The sequence below is a fragment of the Paraburkholderia sp. genome (genome assembly GCF_026225065.1).
Lineage (GTDB): Bacteria > Pseudomonadota > Gammaproteobacteria > Burkholderiales > Burkholderiaceae > Paraburkholderia.
The window spans coordinates 18,701-41,171 of the sequence record NZ_JAMFSB010000320.1 but is presented as its reverse complement, the minus strand read 5'-3'; the positions used below and the strand labels follow the sequence as shown (position 1 = coordinate 41,171).

Sequence of the window (22,471 nt, the reverse complement as noted above, 5' to 3'; positions counted from 1 at the left end):
GTATAAGGAGTGGTAGTTCAGTCGGTTAGAATACCGGCCTGTCACGCCGGGGGTCGCGGGTTCGAGTCCCGTCCACTCCGCCAGTATCCTTGAAAGGCGAACTCCGGTTCGCCTTTTTTATTGCCCGCTGTTGTAATATCGGGCGTTCTGTTTTTGGCATCCTTAACGCATGCTCGATTTTTTCCGCAATCACAAACGCCTGATGATGTTCATGCTCATCCTCGTCATCGTGCCGGGGCTGGGTTTTGTGGGTATTCAAGGCTTCCGTGGCTTCTTTGACGAGAGCGCCAACGTCGCGAGCGTCAACGGGCACAAGATCACCCGTGCCGAGTATGACGACGCGATGCGTCAACAACTCGACCGCGCACGTCAGATGCTCGGCGCCAACTTCGACATGAAGGTGTTCGACACGCCCGAGCGTCGCAAGCAACTGCTCGACGGCTTGATCGAACAGCGCGTGCTGAACGATGAAACGCAACGTCTTCACCTGACGGCATCCGATGACGCAGTGCGTCGCGTGTTGCTGAACGATCCGGTGATTTCATCGCTCAAGAATCCTGACGGTTCGATCGACGTGAACCGCTACAAGGAACTGCTCGCCATGCAGGGCATGACGCCCGATCAGTATGACGAGCGCGTGCGCTATACGTTAGCCACCCAGCAGTTGCCGGCGAGCATCGAGGGTAGCGCCCTCACATCGAAGACGCTTGCGCAGAACCTCACGACGCTTGCCGAACAGCAACGTGAAGTGCAAGGTCTCGCGTTCAATCCGCACGACTATCTCGCCAAAATCCAGCCGACTGACGCGCAATTGCAGGCGTACTACGATGCGCATCGCAACGACTTTGCGACGGCCGCCACCGCCACCATCCAATACCTTGTGATGTCGCCGGACGCGCTGGCCGCAGGTCTGCAGCCCTCGGACGCGGATCTGAAGAAGTTCTACGACGACAACATCGCGCACTACCAGACTGCCGCGCAGATGCGCGCGAGCCTGATCCTGGTCTCCGTGGCGCCGAACGCGAGCGCCGACGACAAGGCCAAGGCGAAGCAGAAGGCCGATGCACTGCTGGCGCAGGTCAAGGCGCATCCGGACGACTTCGCGAAGATTGCCGAAGAGAGCTCGCAGGATCCGGCTTCGGCGTCGAAGGGCGGCGATCTTGGCTACTTCGGGCGCGGCATGATGGCCGGTGGTCAGGCATTCGACGACGCTGCATTCAAGCTGAAGAAGGACGAAATCAGCGATGTCGTGCCGACCGATGTGGGCCTGCTGATCCTGAAGGCGACGGATGTGAAGCCGTCGGTCACACAGCCTTTCGACACGGTCAAGGATTCGATTGCCAAGGACCTGAAGACGCAACTCGCGGCCAAGGCGTTCAGCGACGATTCGGACGGTTTTACGTCGGCGGTGTATGAGCAGGCCAAGAGCCTGCAGCCTGCAGCCGACAAGTACAAGCTGCAGATCCAGACCGCTACCGTGACGCCGCAGCCGAACCCTGCGTTGCCGCCCACGAGTCCGCTGAACAACGCGAAGTTTCTCGCGGCGGTCTTTGCGAACGACGCGGTCCAGGCGCATAACAACACGCAGGCCATCGACGCCGGCAACAACACGCTGATCGCTGCTCACGTCACCGCCTACAAGCCGGCAGCCGTGCCGCCGCTCGACACCGTCAAGGATGCAGTGCGTCAGAAGGTCATCGCCGCACAGGCCAATGAGATGGCACATAAGGACGGCATCGCCAAGCTCGCTGAATTGCAGAAGTCGAATGCGACTACTGGCTTTTCGGCGCCGCTGAAGGTCTCGCGCAACGATGCACAGGGCTTGCCGGTCGCTGCACTGAGCGCAATCTACAAGGCCGATTCGCAGAAATTGCCGGCCTACGTGGGCGTCGATCTGGGTGATGCGGGCTATGCGGTGTATCGCGTGAATGCGGTGTTGCCTGGTGCGCCGGTCGATCCGCGCCGTCTCGTCGCCGCGCAGCAGGAGATCGCGCAGTCGGAAGCGCAATCCGAAGTCGAGGCTTATGTCGAAGCACTGCGCGCGCGCTCGGAAATCAAGTTCTACGGCTCGCTGGATAGCGCTCAATCGGGCGGCGACTGATAGACCCGAAATCGACGCTTGGGGCGTGCAGCGAGTCGCACGCACCCATCAGGGAGTCACAAAAAAACCCCGCATTTTTTGCGGGGTTTTTTCTTATCTGGCGAGCTTCGCCAGAGGCGTTGTTGAGGGGAGCCTTAGAGGCAAGCGCTGATCGAACTGGTTGCGTCGCTACTCGCGCCGCCGCCACCGCTGCGGAAGCCAACCCACGAGCCCGTGCCATTGCCCGGACGCACCACAGCGGCCGCGCCGCCAGGCGGTTGCTGGCCCGGTACATACACGTCGACAGCCTGATCGTTTGCCAAGGTGGCTTGTGAGACGACCTGCTGTTGAGTACTGTCTGCCCACTTGTGGGCGATACATTGCGCGACGGCTGCAGGAGGTTGCTGGCTTTGTCCCACGGACTGGACGCCAACCGGCGGTTGAGCGGCGCAGGCAGAGATTGCCACGGTCAAAGCGATAAGCGGTAAGTATTTCACGTCATCTCCTCACAAAAGCGCTCAAAAACGAGCCGGATTTCGCGGTTAGCGAAAGTGTCTGATCTACCTTCCCCGTGCGCGTTCCTCGCTCGTTCGCAACAAGTTGTAAGAAGCTTGTCAGTGTGAGGAACCCGTGCGCAACAACGGCTTAACGGTCGGCCACACGTTGTCAAGTAGCACGGGCTGTGCCTGCTGGGTCGGATGCATCTGATCCGCCTGGAACATGTCGGGTTTGTCCGCGATGCCGGCAAGCAGAAACGGCACGAGGGAGACGTGCAGGTCCTTCGAGATCTGCTCGTAGACCCCGTGGAACTTTTGCGTGTAGTCGGGGCCGTAATTGGGTGGCACGTACATGCCGATCAGCACGACCTTTGCATGGGCTTGTTGTGCCTGTTCGACGATCGTGCGCAAGTTGTCCTCGGTGGTCGCCAAGGGGACGCCGCGCAGCGCATCGTTGGCGCCCAGTTCGACGATCACGATGCCCGGTTTGAGCCGTTGTATCAGTTCGGGCATGCGCGCGCGCCCACCGCTTGTCGTGTCGCCGCTGATGCTTGCATTTGCAACGCTATAATCGATCCGCTCATTGGCAAGACGCTGGCGCATCAACGCGACCCAGCCCGTATCGCGGGGCAAGCCATACTCGGCTGAAATGCTATCGCCGAGAACCATGATGACCGGTTTGGCCGTCTCGGCCGCATTGGGTGGATTGGCGGCACGGGCCGCAAGCGGTATTGCCGTCAAGGCCATCATGAAGAGGCCAGCGGCTATGTTCGAAGCGGCGGCGCGCGGCGCAGCCGGGCGCACTTTCAACCTACGCCTCACCATGCAAAAGAAAACTGATCCAGTCATCGAAGTGCGGGGATTGTGCAAGAGGGTTAAGGATGCGACGGGCGAACTGACGATTCTCGATCATATCGATCTTTCCATCGAGGGCGGCAGTAGCGTTGCGATTGTCGGCGCATCCGGGTCCGGCAAGTCTACGCTGCTCGGTCTGCTTGCAGGATTGGACAGTGCGACCTCGGGGTCGGTTCGGCTGCTCGGTCAAGAGATCGCCGAGTTGAGCGAGGACGAGCGCGCCGCATTGCGCAATGGCTCGGTCGGCTTCGTATTCCAGTCTTTCCAGTTGATGCCGCATCTGACGGCGCTCGAGAATGTGACTTTGCCGCTCGAGTTGCAAGGCGGTATCAGCTCACGCGATGCGGCGGCGAGGGCGCGCGGCTTGCTCGAACAGGTGGGGCTGGGGCAGCGTACGCGTCACTATCCCAAGCTGCTGTCGGGAGGTGAGCAGCAGCGCGTTGCGTTGGCGCGCGCGTTCGTGACGCATCCGGCTATTCTCTTTGCTGACGAACCGACCGGCAGCCTCGACGCAGCCACGGGCCACGCGGTGATCGATCTGATGTTCGAGATGAACAGGGCCAACGGCGCGACGCTGATCCTCGTCACGCACGATATCGAACTCGCGCGCCGTTGCGATACCACGGTGACGATCGAGGCAGGGCGCCTCGCCTGAGACGCTGCCTGCCCTGCCCCGACACCGACCCCGCGCGCGGTTCACATACTCAACGCTTCAAAGCTGCCCGAGCGCGTGCGATCAATCCCGAGGTCGACGAATCGTGCTTCGCCGGATCGACGCTCGCTGAGGTCAGATCGGCTTCCACCACCTTGCCGAGAATCTTGCCCAGCTCGACGCCCCATTGATCGAACGAGTTGATGTTCCATACCGTGCCCTGCACGAGTACCTTGTGCTCGTAAAGCGCGATCAGTGCGCCGAGCGAACGCGCGGTCAGCGCCTCCAGGATAATCGTGCTCGACGGACGGTTGCCCGGGAACATCAGATGCGGCGCCAGTTCCGGCTTGTCCGGACCCGCTACCTTCTTCGCTTCCTCGAGCGTACGGCCGAGCATCAACGCTTCGCTTTGTGCGAAGCAGTTTGCCAGCAGCTTCGGATGATGGCTCGCCAGCGGATGCTCGGGCGTGAGCACGGCGATGAAGTCGATCGGTACGATCGTCGGGCCCTGGTGCAGCATCTGAAAAAATGCGTGCTGGCCGTTCGTGCCCGGCTCGCCCCACGTGACGGCTGAAGTCGGATAGTCGACCATCGCGCCATCGAGACGTGCTGACTTGCCGTTGCTTTCCATCTCCAGTTGCTGAAGATACGACGGCAGGTAATGCATCGCCTCGGAATACGGCGCGACCAGGTAGCTTTGCGATCCGAAGAAGTTGCGATACCAGATGCCGATCATCCCAAGCAGCACCGGCAGGTTGCGCTCGAGCGGCGCCTCGCGGAAGTGCTTGTCCATGTCGTCCGCGCCGGCGAGCAGTTCGTCGAACTGCTTCGGTCCGATCGAGATCATGATCGAGAGGCCGACGGCCGACCACAGCGAATAGCGGCCGCCCACCCAGTCCCACATCTGGAAGACGTTCTCTTTGGCGATGCCGAACTTGACGACTTCAGCCGTGTTGGCCGACACGCCGACGAAGTGCTTCGCGAGCGCGTTTTCCGGGCAGCCTTTCTCGATGAACCAATCGCGCAGCGAGCGCGCGTTGGTCATGGTTTCGAGCGTGGTGAAGGTCTTCGAGACGATGATGGCGAGTGTCTCTTCCGGGTCGATCTCCTGCATGACGCGGTAGAGATCGGCACCGTCGACGTTCGACACGAAGTGGCTGGTGATCTCCGGCGAGGCGAGGTGATGCAGCGCATTCGTGACCATCTTGGGACCGAGATCCGAGCCGCCGATACCGATATTCACGACATAGCGAATCCGCTTACCGGTATAGCCCGTCCATTCGCCGCTGCGAATCTTGTCGGCAAACGCCGCCATCTTGGCGCGTTCGGCCGCGACTTCGGCATGGAACGGCGCCTTCGGATCGGAGGCTCGCAGCGCCGTGTGCAGCACGGCGCGGCCTTCCGTCGGGTTGACGATCTCGCCGGCAAACATGGCGTCGCGGCGTTTCTCGACGCCCGCTTCACGGGCCACCTGCACGAGCAGCTTGAGGGTTTCGTCCTTGATGCGGTGTTTCGAGAAATCGGCCGTGAGTCCGCCGCCTGCGTAGGCGAAGCGTTCGGCACGGGTGGGAGCGGGATCGTTCGCGGGGGCGAACCAGTCGCGCATATGCTCATTGCGGATCTTGTCGTAATGGGCTTGCAGCGAGGACCAGGCGGGGAGCGTGTTCAACGTCATGAGATCGTCCGTCTAACGAAGGGGCACGAAAGAAAGGCAGTGCGCGCTAGGCGCAGCCGGTGGGATGCTCTGGCGCGCTGTCGGAGCTGCGGGTTCGCAACGGTTCCCGGCCTGACAGCGCAGTACTTCAGTATAGCGGCCTTGACGGGAAGCGGGCAGGCAGTTGGACATCGGGTTCAGATAGCGGGATCGGGGCGGAACGAGCGTCGCCCACTGCCCGAGCCCATCAAGGTCAAATTCGATTTCCGCGTCAGGCTGTTCAGGCTGGATAGAACATCCGGTTCAGCAGTTTGCGTACCATCGGCGCCAGTTCGCCGGCCGTCAAACCGGCGGGGCCGTCGCCCTGGGCTGTCAGCGTGTCGGCGGCGAGGCCATGCAGATACACGCCTGCGAGTGCCGCCTCGTACGGCGGCAAGCGCTGGGCCAACATTGCGCCGATGATGCCGCCGAGCACGTCGCCGGTGCCGCCTGTCGCCAGCGCGGCGTTGCCGGTCGGATTAACCGCGAGCCGACCGTCCGGCGCGCCAACGACCGTGCCCGTACCTTTCAGCACGATGACGCAGGCGAAGCGCGCGGTCAGCGCGCGCGCGGCAGCCAGCCGGTCGCGCTGCACGGTGGGGACGTCGCAGCCGAGCAGCCGCGCCGCCTCGAGCGGGTGCGGCGTCAGCACGCAGGGATCGCCCTTTGCACCACGGGCGGCGACTTTTGCGGCAAGCGCAGGATCCTTTGAGACCAGGTTCAACGCGTCCGCGTCCAGCAGTTTAGGGGCGTCGAGCGGCAGCACATCGTGCAGTGCCTGGGTCGCGCGGTCCCGATGACCCATGCCGCAGCCGATCGCCAGCGCGTCCATCTTGTCGAGCGGCAGATCGTCGATGGCGTGCAGCATCAGCTCGGGATGCGGCGGATCGTAGGGCGGGGCGCCCGCGCCAAGCAGTGCCACGTGAATTTTCCCGGCGCCGCAGTGAAGCGCTGCGCGAGCCGCAAGAATCGGCGCGCCGCACATGCCGGTGTCGCCGCCTACCACGGCGAGGCTGCCGAACGAGCCCTTGTTGGTCGAGAAATCGCGCGACGGCAGGAACGGCGCGAATAGCGCCGGGGCATTGAGTTGCACGCCGCCGGTACGAGGGGCAGCGGCCGCCGTGTCGAGGCCGATCGGCGCGACGGTTACCGCGCCGGCCAGATCGCGCCCCGAAGCCATGAAGAGGCCCGGCTTGGCGCCGATGAACGTTACCGTGTGCGTGGCTCGCACGCCCGTGCCGGAGCCGACCACGTTGCCTGTTTCGCTATCGAGGCCGCTCGGCACATCGAGCGCCAGCACCCGGCCTTGCCGCTTCGCGCGCTGTGACAACTGCTGAGCGAGCGTGGCGAAGACGCCTTCGAGCGGCCTGGTCAGGCCGATCCCGAACATGCCGTCGACCAGCCAGCCGAAGCGCTCGAACGAGTCCGGCGCCGACGTGCCGATCGGCACGCCTGCCGCGCGCGCCTCGCCGAGCGCCCAGCGGGCGTCTTCCGGTTTGACTTCGACGGGCATGCAGACTTCGACCGCGACGCCCGCGATATGCAACTCGGTGGCGACCACCAACGCGTCCCCGCCGTTGTTGCCAGGACCCGCGACGATCCAGACCGTCGCGGCAGAACCGTTCGAGCGCGCCGACGCGATCTGCCCGGTCAGGAACAGCGCGGCGGCACGGCCGGCGCGTGCCATCAGTTCGTGGGGCGGCAGCGTAGCCGCGGCGCTGACTTCGAGCGCACGCAAATCGGCGACGCTCAGAAGCGCGAGCGGTCGGTCGTGCGTGTCAATCAGGCCGGACAGGTCGGAAGGATTGGTGGGACTGACAGATGCGGCTTCGTTCATGGCGGCGTCAAGCGGTGGCCCGGGCGGGCACGGAACCGTCATGGTAGTGCGAATGCACGTAGGGGGTGGAACTGTTCGGCCAGGTTTCGTTGCGCGATGGCGCCCGAGGACTCCTCAGGCTGCCTCAGCCTCAGTACCGAAACCGCTCCGGCCGTAACGCGGCAAGCGTATCCGCCGGCAGTTCGGGCGCGCTGCCGCCGATCAGATCCGCCACCAGTTTCGCGGCCCCGCAGGCGAGTCCCCAACCTGCTGGTCCGTGCCCCACGTTGACGAACAGACGCGGATGCAATGCATTGCCGACCATCGGCAGGCCATCCGGCGAGAGCAGCTTGAGGCCGTCCCACGACAGCGCCGCCGAGATCTTGGCCGCGCCCGGAATCCAGTCGTGCGTGGCTTGACCGAGCAGAGCCAAAGCGTCCTTGGTGACCGCTTCGGACAGCGGTTTGTCGGTCTGTCCTGCGCCTTGCAGCACCGCGCCGCCGGCGATGCGCAGCCGGTGGTTCATCCGCGTGACGGTGATGCGCTTCACTGCGTCGACGATCGCCACGTGCGGCACGCATTCTTCGTGAGCGATCGGCGCGGACAGCGTATGCAGCCGCAGCGGATGCAAGGGCACTCGCAGACCGAGCCGCTCGAGCAGCGGCACCGACCCGGTGCCGGCCGCGACCACGATAGCGTCGGCGTTGATCACGTCGACTTCACGCGACGAAGTGACTTCGCCAAGCCGCGGCGCCAGTTCGACCGCCGCCTGTGCCCCATCGAGCCGGATGGCATCGACCTCCCGGTTCAGCATGAACTGCACACCGCCCTCGGTATCGAGCGTCTGCTTGATGAGCTTGGTGAAGAGCGGGCAGTTCGCCGTGCGCTCCTGATCGAACAACACACCGCCTGCGAACTCGGGATCGGTCGGCACCGAATGCTCGTACGCCGCGCACTCGGCTGGCGTCATCACATGGTGCGGCACTTCATACTGGCGCAGCAATTCCAGCGCCGACTGGGTCAGATCCCACTCCTGCGCCGAGCGCGTGAGGTACAGCACGCCCTCGGTCTGTTCGAATTCGAGCCCGAAGCGCGCTTCCATATCGGCCATCGCCTCGCGCGATGCCTCGATCAGCGGACGCAGCAGCCCGTATTGCCGGCTGAAGGCCTGCGGTTCCTGCCACGCGGCCAGTTGCCGCTCGAACAGGCGGGCGCCGCCGTTGAAGCCGGTCTTGCGGATGACGCCGTTTTTGGCGGCCTGGCGGCTCTGCATGAAAGTCGGCCCGAACCAGACGTCGAGCGGCGTCGGCAGTACGGTGCCGCCATGGCCGTAGGTCGCGCCCTGCGCGACGGTCGCAAAGCGTTCGACTACGCAGACCCGGTGACCTGCGGCGCGCAACTGATAAGCGGTGGAGACGCCCACAATTCCGCCGCCAATGACGATGACATCCATGTTTGCTTCGATTTTCCGGTGGAACGCGGACTGGCTGGCGTTCCCCGTATGCGTGGCATGCGGCGCGTGCAAAGGACCGCTGCGCCGATCTGGTGAAACGCCGAATGATAGCAGTCAATCGCATCAGACGCGCAGGCGTCCGAGGATCGGGAATTCGACCGGCCGCGCGTCCCAACGCGTGCCAAAACCGCACGCACGCGCCGCCTGGACGCTTCCGGCAGGGGCGCTCGCGGGTCTTCCCGGGGTATAATCTCGGACTTCTCTTTCGCCTCACGTCGCCTGCATGCGCGACTCATCGACGCAACGTCAAGTCCATGGCCCACTTCTCGTGTTTCCCCGGCGCTTCGGCCCTCTCCGATTTCCGTCAAACCCGCCTGCTCGAGACGCTTACGCGCATCGACGCCAACATCACCGGCGTGCACGGCCAATATCTGCACTTCGTCAACGCGCAGGTACCGCTGACGGCTGAAGACAGCGCGAAGATCGAAGCGCTAATGCACTACGGCGATCCGTTCGTCGAGGCCAAAGAACGTGCCAACAGCGAGACCTTTCTCGTGGTGCCCCGTTTCGGCACGGTGTCGCCGTGGGCCAGCAAGGCAACGGACATTGCGCACCATTGCGGCTTGACGCAACTGCGTCGTATCGAGCGCGGCGTCGAATACACGGTGACGCTCAAGAGCGGCCTGCTGGGCAAGAAGACGCTGTCCGACGAAGCGCGCGAGGCTGTCGCCGCCGCGCTGCACGACCGCATGACTGAAAGCGTGGCGCCGTCGCGCGATCACGCCATGCATCTGTTCGACGAGCTGCCGGCCAAGCCGCTGCAAACCGTCGACGTGCTGGGTCATGGCCGCGGTGCACTGGAAACGGCCAACCGGGAACTGGGCCTCGCGCTCGCCGAAGACGAAATCGAGTATCTGGTCGACGCCTTCACGACGCTCGGCCGCAACCCGACCGACGTCGAACTGATGATGTTCGCGCAGGCCAACAGCGAGCACTGCCGCCACAAGATTTTCAATGCGGAGTGGACCATCGACGGCGAGAAGCAGGACATCTCGCTATTCAACATGATCCGCAATACCGAGAAGCTCAATCCGCATGGCACCATCGTCGCGTACTCGGACAACTCGGCGATCATGGCTGGCGGTCAGGCCGAGCGCTGGTTCCCGCGCAAGCCGGCGGCTGAAGGCGAGCTGGCTGAGCACTATGGGCGCCACGTCGAACTGACGCACACGCTGATGAAGGTGGAAACGCACAACCACCCGACCGCGATCTCGCCGTTCCCGGGTGCTGCGACCGGCGCGGGCGGCGAAATCCGCGACGAAGGCGCAACCGGCCGCGGCGCGCGTCCGAAGGCCGGCCTCGCGGGCTTCACCGTATCGAACCTCGACTTGCCGGATGCGCGCGAAGCATGGGAAAACGCTCGTGACGCCGTGCAGCCGGTCGGCTACCGCAATCCGGCCGACGAGCAACAAACCTATGGCCGCCCGGACCGCATCGCTTCGCCGCTGCAGATCATGATCGACGGTCCGCTCGGTGGCGCCGCGTTCAACAACGAATTTGGCCGGCCGAACCTGGGTGGCTACTTCCGCACTTACGAGCAGAACGTCGCGGGCACCGTGCGCGGCTATCACAAACCGATCATGATCGCGGGCGGCATCGGCAATATCTCCGATCAGCATACGCACAAGCACGACTTGCCGGAAGGCTCGCTGCTGATCCAGATCGGCGGCCCGGGTATGCGCATCGGCATGGGCGGCGGCGCCGCCAGCTCGATGGCAACCGGTACCAATACCGCTGAGCTCGACTTCGACTCCGTGCAGCGCGGCAACCCGGAAATCGAGCGGCGCGCTCAGGAAGTCATCAATGCCTGCTGGCAGCTTGGCGAAAAGAATCCGATTCTGAGCATTCACGACGTGGGTGCGGGTGGTCTGTCCAATGCCTTCCCGGAAGTGGTGGACGGCGCTAGCAAGGGCGCGATTTTCGAGCTGCGCAAGATCCAGCTCGAAGAGAGCGGTCTGTCGCCGCGCGAGATCTGGTCGAACGAAGCGCAAGAGCGCTATGTGCTGGCGATTGCTCCTGCCGATCTGCCGGAATTCGAGGCAATCTGCGAGCGCGAGCGCTGCCCGTTCGCGGTGATCGGCACAGCAACGAACGAACGTCAGTTGAAGCTGATCGACACCGAAGAGAAAAACGACAACGCGCATCAGCCGGTCGATATGCCGATGGAAGTGCTGCTCGGCAAGGCACCGCGTATGCATCGCGACGTCAAGCATGTCGAGACCACGCTGCTGCCGGTGGATGTCACCGGCATTAACCTGTCCGAAGTAGCGGTGAGCGTGCTGCGTCACCCGACGGTGGCGAGCAAGTCGTTCCTCATTACGATCGGCGACCGATCGGTGGGCGGGACGACCGCGCGCGACCAGATGGTTGGTCCGTGGCAGGTGCCGGTTGCCGACGTGGCGATCACCACGATGGACTACGCCGGCTACCGCGGCGAAGCCATGACGATGGCCGAGCGTACGCCGCTCGCCGTGATCAATCCGCCGGCGTCGGGCCGTATGGCAGTCGGCGAGGCCGTGACGAACATCGCGGCGGCGCCGATTGCGTCGCTCGACAAACTGAAACTGTCCGCAAACTGGATGGCTGCTTGCGGCGCCCCGGGCGAAGACGCGGCGCTGTACGACACGGTCAAGGCGATCGGCATGGAACTGTGCCCGGCGCTTGGCATTAGCATTCCGGTGGGCAAAGACTCGCTGTCAATGCGCACCAAATGGGACGACCGGGGCGTGGCGAAGGAAGTGGTCGCGCCGGTTTCGCTGATCATCTCTGCGTTCGCGCCGGTCGAAGACGTGCGCGGCCATCTGACGCCGCAACTGCGCCGTGTCGACGAAGCGGGCGACTCCGTGCTGATTGCGATCGACCTGGGCCGCGGCAAGAATCGCCTCGGCGGCAGTATCCTCGCGCAGGTGACGCAGCAGGTCGGAGACACGACGCCGGATGTCGACGACGCCGAAGACCTGAAGCGTTTCTTCGCCGCCATCCAGGCGCTGAATAGCGACGGCAAGCTGCTCGCTTACCACGACCGCTCGGACGGCGGTTTGTGGGCGACGGTTTGTGAAATGGCGTTTGCGGGTCACGTGGGTGTGTCGCTGAATGTCGACATGTTGACGCTCGATCCGAATCATGAATTTGACTACGGCGACGCTAAAGACTGGGCCAAGCAGACCAGCGGACGCCGCGAAGACCGCACGATTCGCGGGCTCTTCAACGAGGAGCTGGGCGCGGTGATTCAGGTGCGTGCGCAGGATCGCGATGCGGTGCTGGCGTCGCTGCGCGAACATGGCCTGTCGGCATGCTCGCACGTGATCGGCAAGCTCAACGAACGCGACACGATCGAAATCTATCGCGACGCGAAGAAGATCTACGAAGCGCCGCGCACGGAACTGCATCGTGCATGGAGCGAAGTGAGCTGGCGCATTTCGCGTCTGCGCGACAACCCGGCTTGTGCCGATGCCGAGTACGACGCGCTGCTCGATGCCGCTGATCCGGGCATCACGCCGCAACTGAGCTTCGACCCGGCGGAAGACGTAGCCGCGCCGTTCATCCCCCAAGGGGACCTCCTTCGGGGCGTTGGCAAAGGCGCTCGCCCGCGCGTGGCAATCCTGCGCGAGCAGGGCGTCAACTCGCACCTTGAAACCGCATATGCATTCGACCGCGCCGGTTTCGACGCCTACGACGTGCACATGAGCGATCTGCTGGCGGGCCGCGCAACACTCGCCGATTTCGCTGGCGCAGTGGCGTGCGGCGGCTTCTCGTACGGCGACGTGCTGGGTGCAGGCGAGGGCTGGGCGAAGACCATCCGCTTCAACGCACAACTGGCCGACATGTTCGCCGCCTTCTTTGCCCGCAAGGACACGTTTGCACTCGGCATCTGCAACGGTTGCCAGATGATGAGCAGCCTTGCGTCGATGATCCCGGGTGCCGAGGCATGGCCGAAGTTCACGCGCAACAAGTCGGAGAAATTCGAGGCGCGCTTCTCGCTGGTCGAAGTGCAGCAGTCGCCGTCACTGTTCTTCAGCGGCATGGAAGGCTCGCGCATTCCGGTGGCCGTCGCGCACGGCGAAGGTTTCGCGGACTTCTCGCAGCAAGGCGATGCGTCGAAGGCGGCGGTGGCGATGCGCTTTGTCGATCACCGCGGCCAGGCGACCGAGCAGTATCCGTTCAACCCGAACGGCTCGCCGGACGGCATTACCTCGGTGACGACGCCTGACGGCCGCTTCACAGTCCTGATGCCGCACACCGAGCGCGTGCATCGCACGGTGCAGATGAGCTGGCATCCGCAAGGCTGGAACGCCAACGACGCTAGTCCGTGGCTGCGCGTGTTCCAGAACGCGCGACGCTGGCTGGGCTGACGCGCACACGCTGAAGGGGCCGAGGAAAGTAAGCCGCGGCGGCGGCGGTGTAAATTTGCCATCGCGGCAAGCCAGGCCACCGTGCAAATGTTCAGGTTTGCAGAACCCCAAGTCGTCGCCGTCAAAAACAACAAAGCCGCCCAAGGGCGGCTTTGTTGTTTGCGGGCCTAGCCAAACGTATGGCTGGCCAGTGAGCAGTCAGTAGGTAGCGCCCCGGGGTGAGCCCCATCAGCGCTATCCCCGCTGCCTGTTACTGCACCTTCGCGTTCTTCCGCAGACTCTCTTCAAACGCCTGCAGCTTTTCCTGCTGGATCTGCTGAACGATCTGCTGACGCACCTGTTCGAGCGGCGGCGGCGCGGTGTCGCGCGTGTCGTCGAGACGAATGATGTGCCAGCCGAATTGCGTGTGCACCGGCGCGTCGGTCATCTGGCCTTTCTGCAGCTTCTCGGCCGCAGCCGCGAATTCAGGCACATACGCCTTCGGATCCGACCAGTCGAGGTCACCGCCGTTCTTGCCCGATCCCGGGTCCTTCGAATATTGCTTGGCGAGATCTTCGAAGCTCGCGCCTGCCTTGATCTTGGCGATCAGGTCTTTGGCCTGAGCCTCGTTATCCACGAGGATGTGGTGAAGGTGATATTCCTTGCCGCCAGCGTCCTTCGTGAGCGCGTCATAACGTGCTTTGATTTCTGCATCGCTCGGCTGGTTGTTCTTCACGAAGTCTTCGATCAACGCACGCAACACGACAGTTTGCTGGGCGACCGCGACCTGCGCCTTGACGTCGGGGCGGTTCGGGATGCCGCGGCGTGCCGCTTCCTGCATCAGGATTTCGCGGTTGATCAGTTCTTCGCGCACGGCTGTCTGCAACTGCGGCGAGTCCTGCTGACCCTGTTGAACGAGTTGAGCGACAAGCGCATCGACGCGTGCTTTGGGAATCGGCGTGCCGTTCACGACGGCGATGTTCTGTGCAAACACAGGCGCAGCCGCAAAAGCGGCCAGCAATACCCAGAGGCGGGTTTTCTTCAAGGTCATCGGAAGTTTCCTAACGGGACAGCAAATCGAATTCTTCGGGCGTGTAGGCCGTGATTGCGAGCGCGTGAATGCCTCGCTGCATGGCATCGGCCAGCGCATCATACACCAAGCGGTGCCGTGCTACGCGGGGCTTTCCGGCGAATGCAACTGCAACAATCGTGACACTAAAGTGACCGCCTGCCGAGGCGCCCGCGTGCCCCGCATGCTGCGCGCTGTCATCGCGCACGGTGATCGACGTAATCGGCGCGAGCGCTGCGGCGAGGCGCGTTTCGATCAGCGCGACGCGTTCGGTGGTCGTGGCGTGCAGGAAGATGTCGTTGCTCATTTCATTCTTCTTCTTTCATGTACTTCGACAGCCACAGGCTCTGGCCGACAATGAACACCACGAGGCACCCGGTCGCGCCGAACAGCTTGAAGTTGACCCAGGCGTTGGTCGAGAAGTGGAAGGCCACGAACAGGTTCAGGATGCCGAGCAGCACGAAAAACACCGCCCAGATCACACTCAACTGGCTCCAGGTGCGGTGCGGAAGCGTGATCTGCTTGCCCATCATCGCCTCGATCAGGTTCTTGTTGAACGCCAGTTGCGAGACGATCAGCGCCACCGAGAAGGCCCAATACAGCACGGTTGGCTTCCACTTGATGAAGGTATCGTTGTGCAATACAAGCGTTGCGCCACCGAACACCGTGACGACCCCGAGGCTCACCCACAGCATCGGATCAACCTTGCGGTGACGGAACGCCACCCAGGCGATCTGCAGCAGCGTCGCGACGATCGCCACCGCCGTTGCCGTGAAAATGCCCCACAGCTTGAATGCGACGAAAAACAGGATGATCGGGAACAGATCGAACAGGAATTTCATTATCTGGGCGGGGACGAGGATGAATGAGGAAATATGGGCGCGGAGTGAAGGGCGCCTCGCGCCCACATTATGCGTGCAGTGTGTACCCGTCGCGGCAGCCGGTTCGCAAGCTGGCTGAAGGGATGGTTGCCTCTGTCCCGGGGCTGGCGTTGCCTGCGTTGCGTTACTTGGGCTCGAATTGTAGCGCAGCCGAGTTGATGCAGTAGCGAAGGCCGGTCGGCGCCGGACCGTCCTCGAACACGTGGCCCAGGTGGGCGCCGCAATTCTTGCACTGCACCTCGATACGCAGCATGCCGTGCGCGCGGTCGGTTTTCTCAGCGATCACTTCGCCGTTGATCGGCTTGAAGTAGCTCGGCCAGCCACAGCCGGCGTCGAACTTGGTGTCCGATTCGAACAGCGGCGTGCCGCAGCACACGCAATCATAAATGCCGCGATCCCAATGATCGTTGTAACGGCCGGTAAACGGCCGCTCGGTGGCAGCGTGGCGCGTGACCTGATACTCGATGTCGGAGAGCTGTTTGCGCCATTCGGTGTCGTCTTTCTGCACCGGAGCGGAGGAGGTCTTGGTGTCGTCGGAGTTCATGGTCGGTTCCTGTCTCGGGTTAGTCACTGTCTGGGGCTGAGATTCTGGGTCTATCCGGGTCTGCTAAGGAGCGGGGCTCATCCGCGCTACGCGTGCTGCGAAGAAAAGGCTCAACGCGGCAACGCGCGAACACGGGCTTTACGACGAGCAACTGACTTCCAGCGAGCTGGCCCAGTCGGGTGGCAGCGCGGCGTAAGCTTCGTGTTCCGGTTGGTCGTCGAAGGGACGGCGCAGCACTTCCGCCAGTCGCTCGACTTCCGAAAAGTCCTTCTCCCTTGCACGGCGAATGGCCGTTTCGGCCAGATGGTTGCGGAGAATGAATTTGGGGTTCACGCGGTTCATTGCAATGGCGCGTTCGGCATCGTCGAGTGTTTCTTCGGACAGCCGCGCGCGGTAGTCGTTCACCCAGGAATCGAAGGCCGGGCGGTCGAGAAACAGGTCACGAACCGGCGCGTCGCCGCTCGCGTCATGCTTCGAAACACGGGCCAGATTGCGGAACGTGAGGGTGAAATCCGCGCGATTCGCCTGCATGACGTCGAACAGGCGGTTGGCGAGCACGTCGTCGCCGGGGCGCTCGGTTTGCAGGCCGAGCTTGGCGCGCATGCGGCGCTCCAGTGCAGGAGCAAAACGGTCCTTGAAGCCTTCGAGTATGCGCTGCGCGTCCTTGACCGCTTCCTCGCCTCGCACGCTTTCGTCGTGCTGCTGGCCCAGCAGCGGCAGCAGCCCTTGCGCCAGACAGAAGAGGTTCCAGTAAGCGATCTGCGGCTGCATCCGGTACGCGTAACGGCCCTGCGAATCGGAGTGATTGCAGATATAGCCGGCATCGAAACCGTCCAGAAAGCCGAACGGACCGTAGTCGATCGTGAGACCTAGGATCGACATGTTGTCCGTGTTCATCACGCCGTGACAGAAGCCGACAGCCTGCCATTGGGCGAGCAGATCAGCGGTGGACAACACCGCTTCGTTCAGCAGCGCCAGATACGGATCGTCCGCTTCCTTGCATTGCGGATAAAAGCGCTCGATGACGTGATCAGCGAGCGACTGCAATGCGTCGACCCGGTCGTTCGCATAGAAATGCTCGAAGTGGCCAAAGCGCACGAAGCTCGGCGCGACCCGCGTGACGACCGCTGCCGTTTCCATTTCCTCGCGGCGCACCGGTTGGTCGGAGCCGATCACGCACAGTGCGCGCGTGGTCGGAATGCCAAGGTGGTGCATCGCTTCCGAGCACAGATACTCGCGGATCGACGAACGCAACACCGCGCGGCCATCGCCCATGCGCGAGTAAGGCGTGCGTCCGGCGCCCTTGAGCTGCAACTCATAGCGCTTACCGTCGTGTTCGACTTCGCCGAGGCCAAGTGCACGGCCGTCGCCGAGTTGCCCGGCCCATACGCCAAACTGATGTCCCGAGTACACCGACGCATAAGGCATCGCCTCCGCTGGCCAGTCGCGCGTAGTGTTGCCGGAGAAAAACTCGGCGAAGGCGGGGTCGCGCACGATCTCAGGGTCGAGGCCGAGCAGCGCGGCGGTGTCGGCGGCAAAACCCACTACATAGGGGTCGCTGAGCGGCGCGGCCGGCAAGCGGGTCATAAAGACGCCGCCGAGTTGGGCAAATGCGCCTTCGCGCGAGGTGCCAAGGGCCTCGGCGAATGTTGCCATCGGCCCGGACAGGCCGGTAATGCTTGGGGAAAACGACATGTTGAGCGCCTCTGGATTAACCGATATTGTAAGTCGGCGCCCGCGGCGCTGCTGGCGGGCCGGTTGTTTGCTCCGCCGGGGGAGAGTCAGGCAATCGCCGCGAGCCAGCCGACCTGAGAGAGATGTCACAAATACCGCGAGGAGACCGCTGCTTATGACGACGCCGTTGCTGGGCCAGATGATGGACACCCCGCTCAACGTATCGTCGCTGCTGGCGCATGCCGCACGGCATTTCGGCAACACGGAAATCGTCTCGCGGCGGCTCGAAGGCGATATGCATCGCTACACCTACCGCGACTGCGAAAAGCGCGCTAAGCAACTGGCGCAAGCGCTGATTGCGCTCGGCGTGCAGCCGGGCGAGCGGATCGCTACATTGGCCTGGTGCGGCTACCGGCATCTGGAGGCGTACTACGGCACAACCGGCTTCGGCTCCGTGTGCCACACAATCAATCCGCGCCTCTTTCCCGAGCAGATCGCCTACATCGTCAATCATGCCGACGACAGCTACGTGCTGTTCGACATCAGCTTTGCCGAGCTGGTCGACACGTTAGCGCCGCAGTGCCCCAAGGTGCGCGGCTGGATCGCGTTGACGGACGACGCGCACCTGCCCGATATGCAGACGCCCGTTATGAGCTACGAGACCCTGCTCGCGGCACAGGGTGGCGTCTACGAATGGCCGCTGATCGACGAGCGTGCGGCCTCGTATCTTTGCTATACCTCGGGCACGACCGGCAATCCGAAGGGCGCGCTGTATTCGCATCGCACGACCGTGTTGCATGCATACGGCGCTTCGCTGCCGGATGCGATGAGCCTGTCCGCACGAGACTCGGTGCTGCCTGTGGTGCCGATGTTCCACGTGAACGCGTGGGGCATTCCGCACGCGGCGCCGCTGACGGGCGCGAAACTAGTGTTCCCCGGCAAGGACCTCGACGGCAAATCACTCTATGAATTGATGGAAGCGGAACGCGTCACATATTCCGCCGGCGTGCCGACCGTCTGGCTGGGCTTGCTCACGTATATGAAGCAGGCCGGCGTGCGTTTTTCGTCGCTCAACCGCACGGTGATCGGCGGTTCGGCCTGTCCGCCGGCGATGCTGCGCACCTTCCAGGACGACTACGGCGTCGAAGTGATTCACGCGTGGGGCATGACCGAGATGTCGCCGCTCGGCACCCTGGCGAAGCTCACGTGGGAACAGTCGCAGCGCTCGCCCGACGAGCAGCGCGAATTGCGCGAGAAACAAGGCCACGTGATCTACGGCGTCGATATGAAGATCGTCGACCCGGACGGCAATGAACTGCCGTGGGATGGCGTGGCGTTCGGCGATCTGCATGTGCGCGGACACTGGGTGATCAACCGGTATTTCCGCAACGAAGACTCGCCGCTCGTCGACGGCTGGTTTCCGACCGGCGATGTCGCCACTATCGATCCGGACAGCTTCCTGCATATCACCGACCGCAGCAAGGATGTGATCAAGTCGGGGGGCGAATGGATCAGTTCGATCGACATCGAGAACGTCGCGATCGCGCATCCGGCAGTGGCGGAGGCGGCGTGCATTGCATGCGCACATCCGAAGTGGACCGAGCGGCCTTTGCTGGTGGTGGTCAAGCGCAAGGGCATCGACGTGACCCGCGACGAGCTGATTGCCTTCTATCAGGGCAAGGTCGCGAAATGGTGGATCCCCGACGATGTGGTGTTCGTCGACGAACTGCCGCATACGGCCACCGGCAAGTTGCAGAAGCTGAAGCTGCGCGAGATCTTCCGCGATCACGTGCTGCCATCGGCGCTGGAAGGCGCGGCCTGACGCATTGCCGTCAATACCCAGGGGAAACCCTTCCGGCAATAAATTGAACGAGCGTGCTTTTTTGTGTATTCTGCTTGCTGACCCGGAATGTCGGACAATGAACCGGCACAGGCAGCGCGCAACGCGCCGCCTTACCGCATGGAGGCAGGCAGATGGCAGTGGACTATACGACTCATGACGGCGTTGCCGTCATTACGCTAAACAATCCCCCGGTCAACGGGCTCGGTCTGTCGACGCGAGCCGGCATCGTCGAAGGGCTCGAGCGCGCGCAGAACGATCCGGCCATCAAGGCCATCGTGCTGACGGGCGCCGGCAAGGCCTTCTCGGGCGGCGCGGACATCACCGAATTCAATACCCCTAAAGCCACCCAGGAACCGACGCTGCACACGGTCATCAAGGCCGTCGAAGGCAGCGCAAAGCCGGTGGTCGCCGCTATTCACAGCGTCGCGATGGGCGGTGGTCTGGAACTCGCGCTTGGCGCGCATTACCGGATCGCCGCGCATGGCGCGCAGATCGCGCTGCCGGAAGTGAAGCTCGGCATTCTGCCGGGCGCTGGCGGCACGCAGCATCTGCCGCGCGCGATCGGCCTCGAGGCCGCGCTCAACATGATGGTCTCGGGTGCGCCGGTGATGTCGGAGAAACTCGCCGGCTCGGGGTTGTTCGACGATGTGGTGGAAGGCAATCTGGCTGAAGCCGCGCTGGCTTTCGCACGCAAGGTTGGTGCGCAGACAGGGCCGCATCCGAAGGTACGTGATCGCAAGATCGAGCACGCGAACGCGGAAGGTTTCATTCAGTTCACGCGCAACACCGTCGGGGCGATGGCGAAGAATTTCCCGGCGCCGCTCAAGTGTATCGACGCAGTCGAAGCGGGCGTGAAGAACGGTTTCGACAAGGGCCTCGCGTTCGAACGCGAATGCTTTGTCGCGCTGGTGCAGACGCCGGAAAGTCATGCGCTGCGTCATGCGTTCTTCGGTGAGCGTGCAGCAAGCAAGATTCCCGATGTGCCGTCGGATACCCCGGTTCGCGAGATCAAGCAAGTGGCTGTGATCGGCGCCGGCACGATGGGCGGCGGCATCGCGATGAACTTCATCAACGCGGGTCTGCCGGTCACGCTGCTCGAAACGAAGCAGGAGGCGCTGGACCGCGGCCTGGCGACGATCCGCAAGAATTACGAAGCCACCGTCAAGAAGGGCAAGCTGAAGCCTGAAGCGCTGGAACAGCGCATGGCGTTGATCACGCCCACGCTCTCCTACGACGATCTCAAGCACGCCGACCTGATCGTGGAAGCGGTCTTCGAAGAACTGGGCGTCAAGGAACAGGTGTTCAAGCGCCTCGATGAAGTGGCGAAGCCCGGTGCGATCCTCGCGTCGAACACCTCCACGCTCGATGTCGACAAGATCGCTGCGTTCACGAAGCGTCCACAGGACGTGGTCGGCATGCACTTCTTCAGCCCGGCCAACGTGATGAAGCTGCTCGAAGTCGTGCGCGGCAAGGAAACGGCCAAAGACGTGCTTGCCACCGTCATGCAACTGGCGAAGAAGATCAAGAAGACGGCGGTGGTGTCGGGCGTGTGCGACGGCTTCATCGGCAACCGGATGATCGAGCAGTACATCCGTCAGGCGCTCTTCATGCTCGAAGAAGGCGCGCTGCCGGCGCAGGTCGACAAGGCGATCGAGAAGTTCGGCTTTGCGATGGGCCCGTTCCGCATGAGCGATCTCGCCGGCAACGATATCGGCTGGGCGATCCGCAAGCGTCGTTACCTGGAGCATCCGGACATGCATTACTCGAAGATCGCCGACCGTCTGTGCGAGACGGGCCGCTTCGGGCAGAAGACCGGCAGCGGCTGGTACGACTACAAGGCGGGCGACCGCACGGCGTATCCGTCGAAGCTGGTCGACGAGATGATCGTCGGGTACTCGCAGGAAACGGGAGCGCAGCGCCGCAAGATCAGCGACGCGGAAATCGTCGAGCGTCTGGTGTTCGCGTTGACTAACGAAGGCGCGAAGATTCTCGAAGAGGGCATCGCCTCGAAGGCGTCGGATATCGACATGGTCTACCTGACCGGCTACGGCTTCCCGCTCTATCGCGGTGGCCCGATGCTGTATGCGGACACCGTTGGCCTCTACAACGTCGAGCGGGCGATTCGCGGCTACGCGGCGCGTGCGAACGGCGATGCGTGGCAACTGGCGCCGAGCATTGCGGCGCTCGCCGAGAAGGGCCGCGGGTTCAACGGCTAGACGCATCCGTTCGAGCGGGGTTGCCGAACTGCTCAACGGTGAGCGGATTGAGTTAAGTGAGCAAGGTGAACGAGATGGCACGAGGTGCCGCGATGAAAGATGCCGAGGACGTACTGCTGGTCATCGACGTGCAGAACGATTTCATGCCGGACGGTGCGTTGGCCGTCGCGCACGGCGATGAAGTCGTGCCGGTCATCAACCGGCTGGCGCGCGGCTTCAGTCACGTGGTGCTGACGCAGGACTGGCATCCAGCTTCGCACGTCTCGTTTGCCGCCAACCACGCAGGCCGCACTCCGTTCGAGATGCTCACGCTGCCGTATGGCGAGCAGGTGCTTTGGCCCACCCACTGCGTGCAGGGCACGCCTGGGGCCGCCTTGCATCGCGATCTCGACGTTGCCCATGCGCGCGCCGTGATCCGCAAGGGGCACCATGCCGGCGTCGACAGTTACTCGGCCTTTCTCGAGGCCGATCGCACGACGCCCACGGGCCTCGCAGGTTATCTGCGTGAATTGGGCGTGAAACGCGTCTGGTGCTGTGGCCTTGCGACGGATTACTGCGTCGCCTGGTCCGCGCTCGATGCCCGGACAGCAGGATTTGAAGTTGCGCTGATCGAGGACGCTTCGCGCGCCATCGATCTCAACGGTTCGCTCGATGCCGCCTGGCGCGATCTGCACGCCGCAAGTGTCAGGCGCGTGCAGTCCGCGGAGCTGCTGGCTTAATGAAGGTCGGCGGGTTGGCAGGCTTGAAACATAGGGTAACGCGCGGTGCGCCGGTTGACCGGTCTGCCGGTTCATCGGTTCACGGCTG

At 63.3% G+C, this 22,471-nt stretch carries 16 protein-coding genes and 1 tRNA gene; 7 read left to right on the top strand and 10 right to left on the bottom strand.

All coding sequences use genetic code 11. The features are described from left to right. The first annotated feature begins 6 nt into the window (after nt 1–6). Both M0954_RS22730 and M0954_RS22725 read left to right on the top strand, forming a co-directional pair. Nucleotides 7–83: transfer RNA gene (locus M0954_RS22730), tRNA-Asp, on the top strand. Between the two features lie 86 nt (nt 84–169). After that, on the top strand, nt 170–2,101 hold the full coding sequence (locus M0954_RS22725; RefSeq protein ID WP_297355615.1) for a SurA N-terminal domain-containing protein: 1,932 nt from the start codon (nt 170–172) through the stop codon (nt 2,099–2,101). Between the two features lie 134 nt (nt 2,102–2,235). Here the strand turns inward: M0954_RS22725 and M0954_RS22720 are convergent, their stop codons facing one another. Both M0954_RS22720 and M0954_RS22715 read right to left on the bottom strand, forming a co-directional pair. Further along, entirely contained in the window at nt 2,236–2,577 is a 342-nt protein-coding gene (locus M0954_RS22720; RefSeq protein WP_122154650.1) for a hypothetical protein, read from the bottom strand. Between the two features lie 117 nt (nt 2,578–2,694). Further along, nucleotides 2,695–3,402 carry an arylesterase gene (locus M0954_RS22715; RefSeq protein WP_122154651.1) on the bottom strand — a complete coding sequence of 236 codons (708 nt, stop codon included), beginning with the start codon at nt 3,400–3,402 and terminating at the stop codon, nt 2,695–2,697. Between M0954_RS22715 and M0954_RS22710 the strand changes: the two genes are divergently transcribed. Then, nucleotides 3,401–4,087 carry an ABC transporter ATP-binding protein gene (locus tag M0954_RS22710; RefSeq protein WP_123384111.1) on the top strand — a complete coding sequence of 229 codons (687 nt, stop codon included), beginning with the start codon at nt 3,401–3,403 and terminating at the stop codon, nt 4,085–4,087. The genes M0954_RS22715 and M0954_RS22710 overlap by 2 nt on opposite strands. Before the next feature lie 49 nt (nt 4,088–4,136). Here the strand turns inward: M0954_RS22710 and pgi are convergent, their stop codons facing one another. The 3 genes from pgi to M0954_RS22695 all read right to left on the bottom strand — a co-directional run bounded on the left by pgi (nt 4,137) and on the right by M0954_RS22695 (nt 9,046). Next, nucleotides 4,137–5,759 (bottom strand): glucose-6-phosphate isomerase, encoded by a 1,623-nt coding sequence (pgi, locus tag M0954_RS22705; RefSeq protein ID WP_133891564.1) that lies wholly within the window; start codon nt 5,757–5,759, stop codon nt 4,137–4,139. Between the two features lie 259 nt (nt 5,760–6,018). Continuing rightward, nucleotides 6,019–7,614 (bottom strand): NAD(P)H-hydrate dehydratase, encoded by a 1,596-nt coding sequence (locus M0954_RS22700; protein ID WP_297355613.1) that lies wholly within the window; start codon nt 7,612–7,614, stop codon nt 6,019–6,021. 130 nt (nt 7,615–7,744) lie between these two features. Further along, nucleotides 7,745–9,046: an FAD-dependent oxidoreductase gene (locus tag M0954_RS22695; protein ID WP_297355611.1), complete on the bottom strand. Its 1,302-nt coding sequence runs from the start codon at nt 9,044–9,046 to the stop codon at nt 7,745–7,747. 314 nt (nt 9,047–9,360) lie between these two features. On the opposite strand from M0954_RS22695, the gene purL reads away from it, so the two are divergent. After that, nucleotides 9,361–13,458, top strand: coding sequence for a phosphoribosylformylglycinamidine synthase (gene purL / locus M0954_RS22690; RefSeq protein ID WP_297355610.1), 4,098 nt, complete (start codon nt 9,361–9,363; stop codon nt 13,456–13,458). 250 nt (nt 13,459–13,708) lie between these two features. Here the strand turns inward: purL and M0954_RS22685 are convergent, their stop codons facing one another. The 5 genes from M0954_RS22685 to M0954_RS22665 form a co-directional block, all read right to left on the bottom strand. Beyond that, the gene (locus M0954_RS22685) at nt 13,709–14,488 is read right to left on the bottom strand and encodes a peptidylprolyl isomerase (protein ID WP_297355608.1); all 780 of its coding nucleotides are present in this window, start codon (nt 14,486–14,488) and stop codon (nt 13,709–13,711) included. Between the two features lie 10 nt (nt 14,489–14,498). After that, nucleotides 14,499–14,813, bottom strand: coding sequence for a BolA family transcriptional regulator (locus M0954_RS22680; RefSeq protein ID WP_122154657.1), 315 nt, complete (start codon nt 14,811–14,813; stop codon nt 14,499–14,501). 1 nt (nt 14,814) lies between these two features. Next, complete coding sequence (locus M0954_RS22675) at nt 14,815–15,348, bottom strand: septation protein A (protein ID WP_122154658.1); 534 nt, start codon at nt 15,346–15,348, stop codon at nt 14,815–14,817. A gap of 163 nt (nt 15,349–15,511) precedes the next feature. Continuing rightward, the gene (gene msrB / locus M0954_RS22670; RefSeq protein ID WP_122154659.1) at nt 15,512–15,931 is read right to left on the bottom strand and encodes a peptide-methionine (R)-S-oxide reductase MsrB; all 420 of its coding nucleotides are present in this window, start codon (nt 15,929–15,931) and stop codon (nt 15,512–15,514) included. A gap of 138 nt (nt 15,932–16,069) precedes the next feature. Continuing rightward, on the bottom strand, nt 16,070–17,626 hold the full coding sequence (locus tag M0954_RS22665; protein WP_123384105.1) for a YdiU family protein: 1,557 nt from the start codon (nt 17,624–17,626) through the stop codon (nt 16,070–16,072). Between the two features lie 154 nt (nt 17,627–17,780). On the opposite strand from M0954_RS22665, the gene M0954_RS22660 reads away from it, so the two are divergent. From M0954_RS22660 to pncA, 3 genes are all read left to right on the top strand, one after another. Next, nucleotides 17,781–19,427, top strand: a complete 1,647-nt coding sequence (locus M0954_RS22660) for a 3-(methylthio)propionyl-CoA ligase (protein ID WP_297355606.1) — start codon at nt 17,781–17,783, stop codon at nt 19,425–19,427. A 152-nt stretch (nt 19,428–19,579) separates the two neighbouring features. Further along, nucleotides 19,580–21,664, top strand: a complete 2,085-nt coding sequence (locus M0954_RS22655; protein WP_297355604.1) for a 3-hydroxyacyl-CoA dehydrogenase NAD-binding domain-containing protein — start codon at nt 19,580–19,582, stop codon at nt 21,662–21,664. Nucleotides 21,665–21,756: 92 nt separating this feature from the next. After that, nucleotides 21,757–22,383, top strand: a complete 627-nt coding sequence (gene pncA / locus M0954_RS22650; RefSeq protein WP_297355617.1) for a bifunctional nicotinamidase/pyrazinamidase — start codon at nt 21,757–21,759, stop codon at nt 22,381–22,383. Nucleotides 22,384–22,471: the final 88 nt, after the last annotated feature.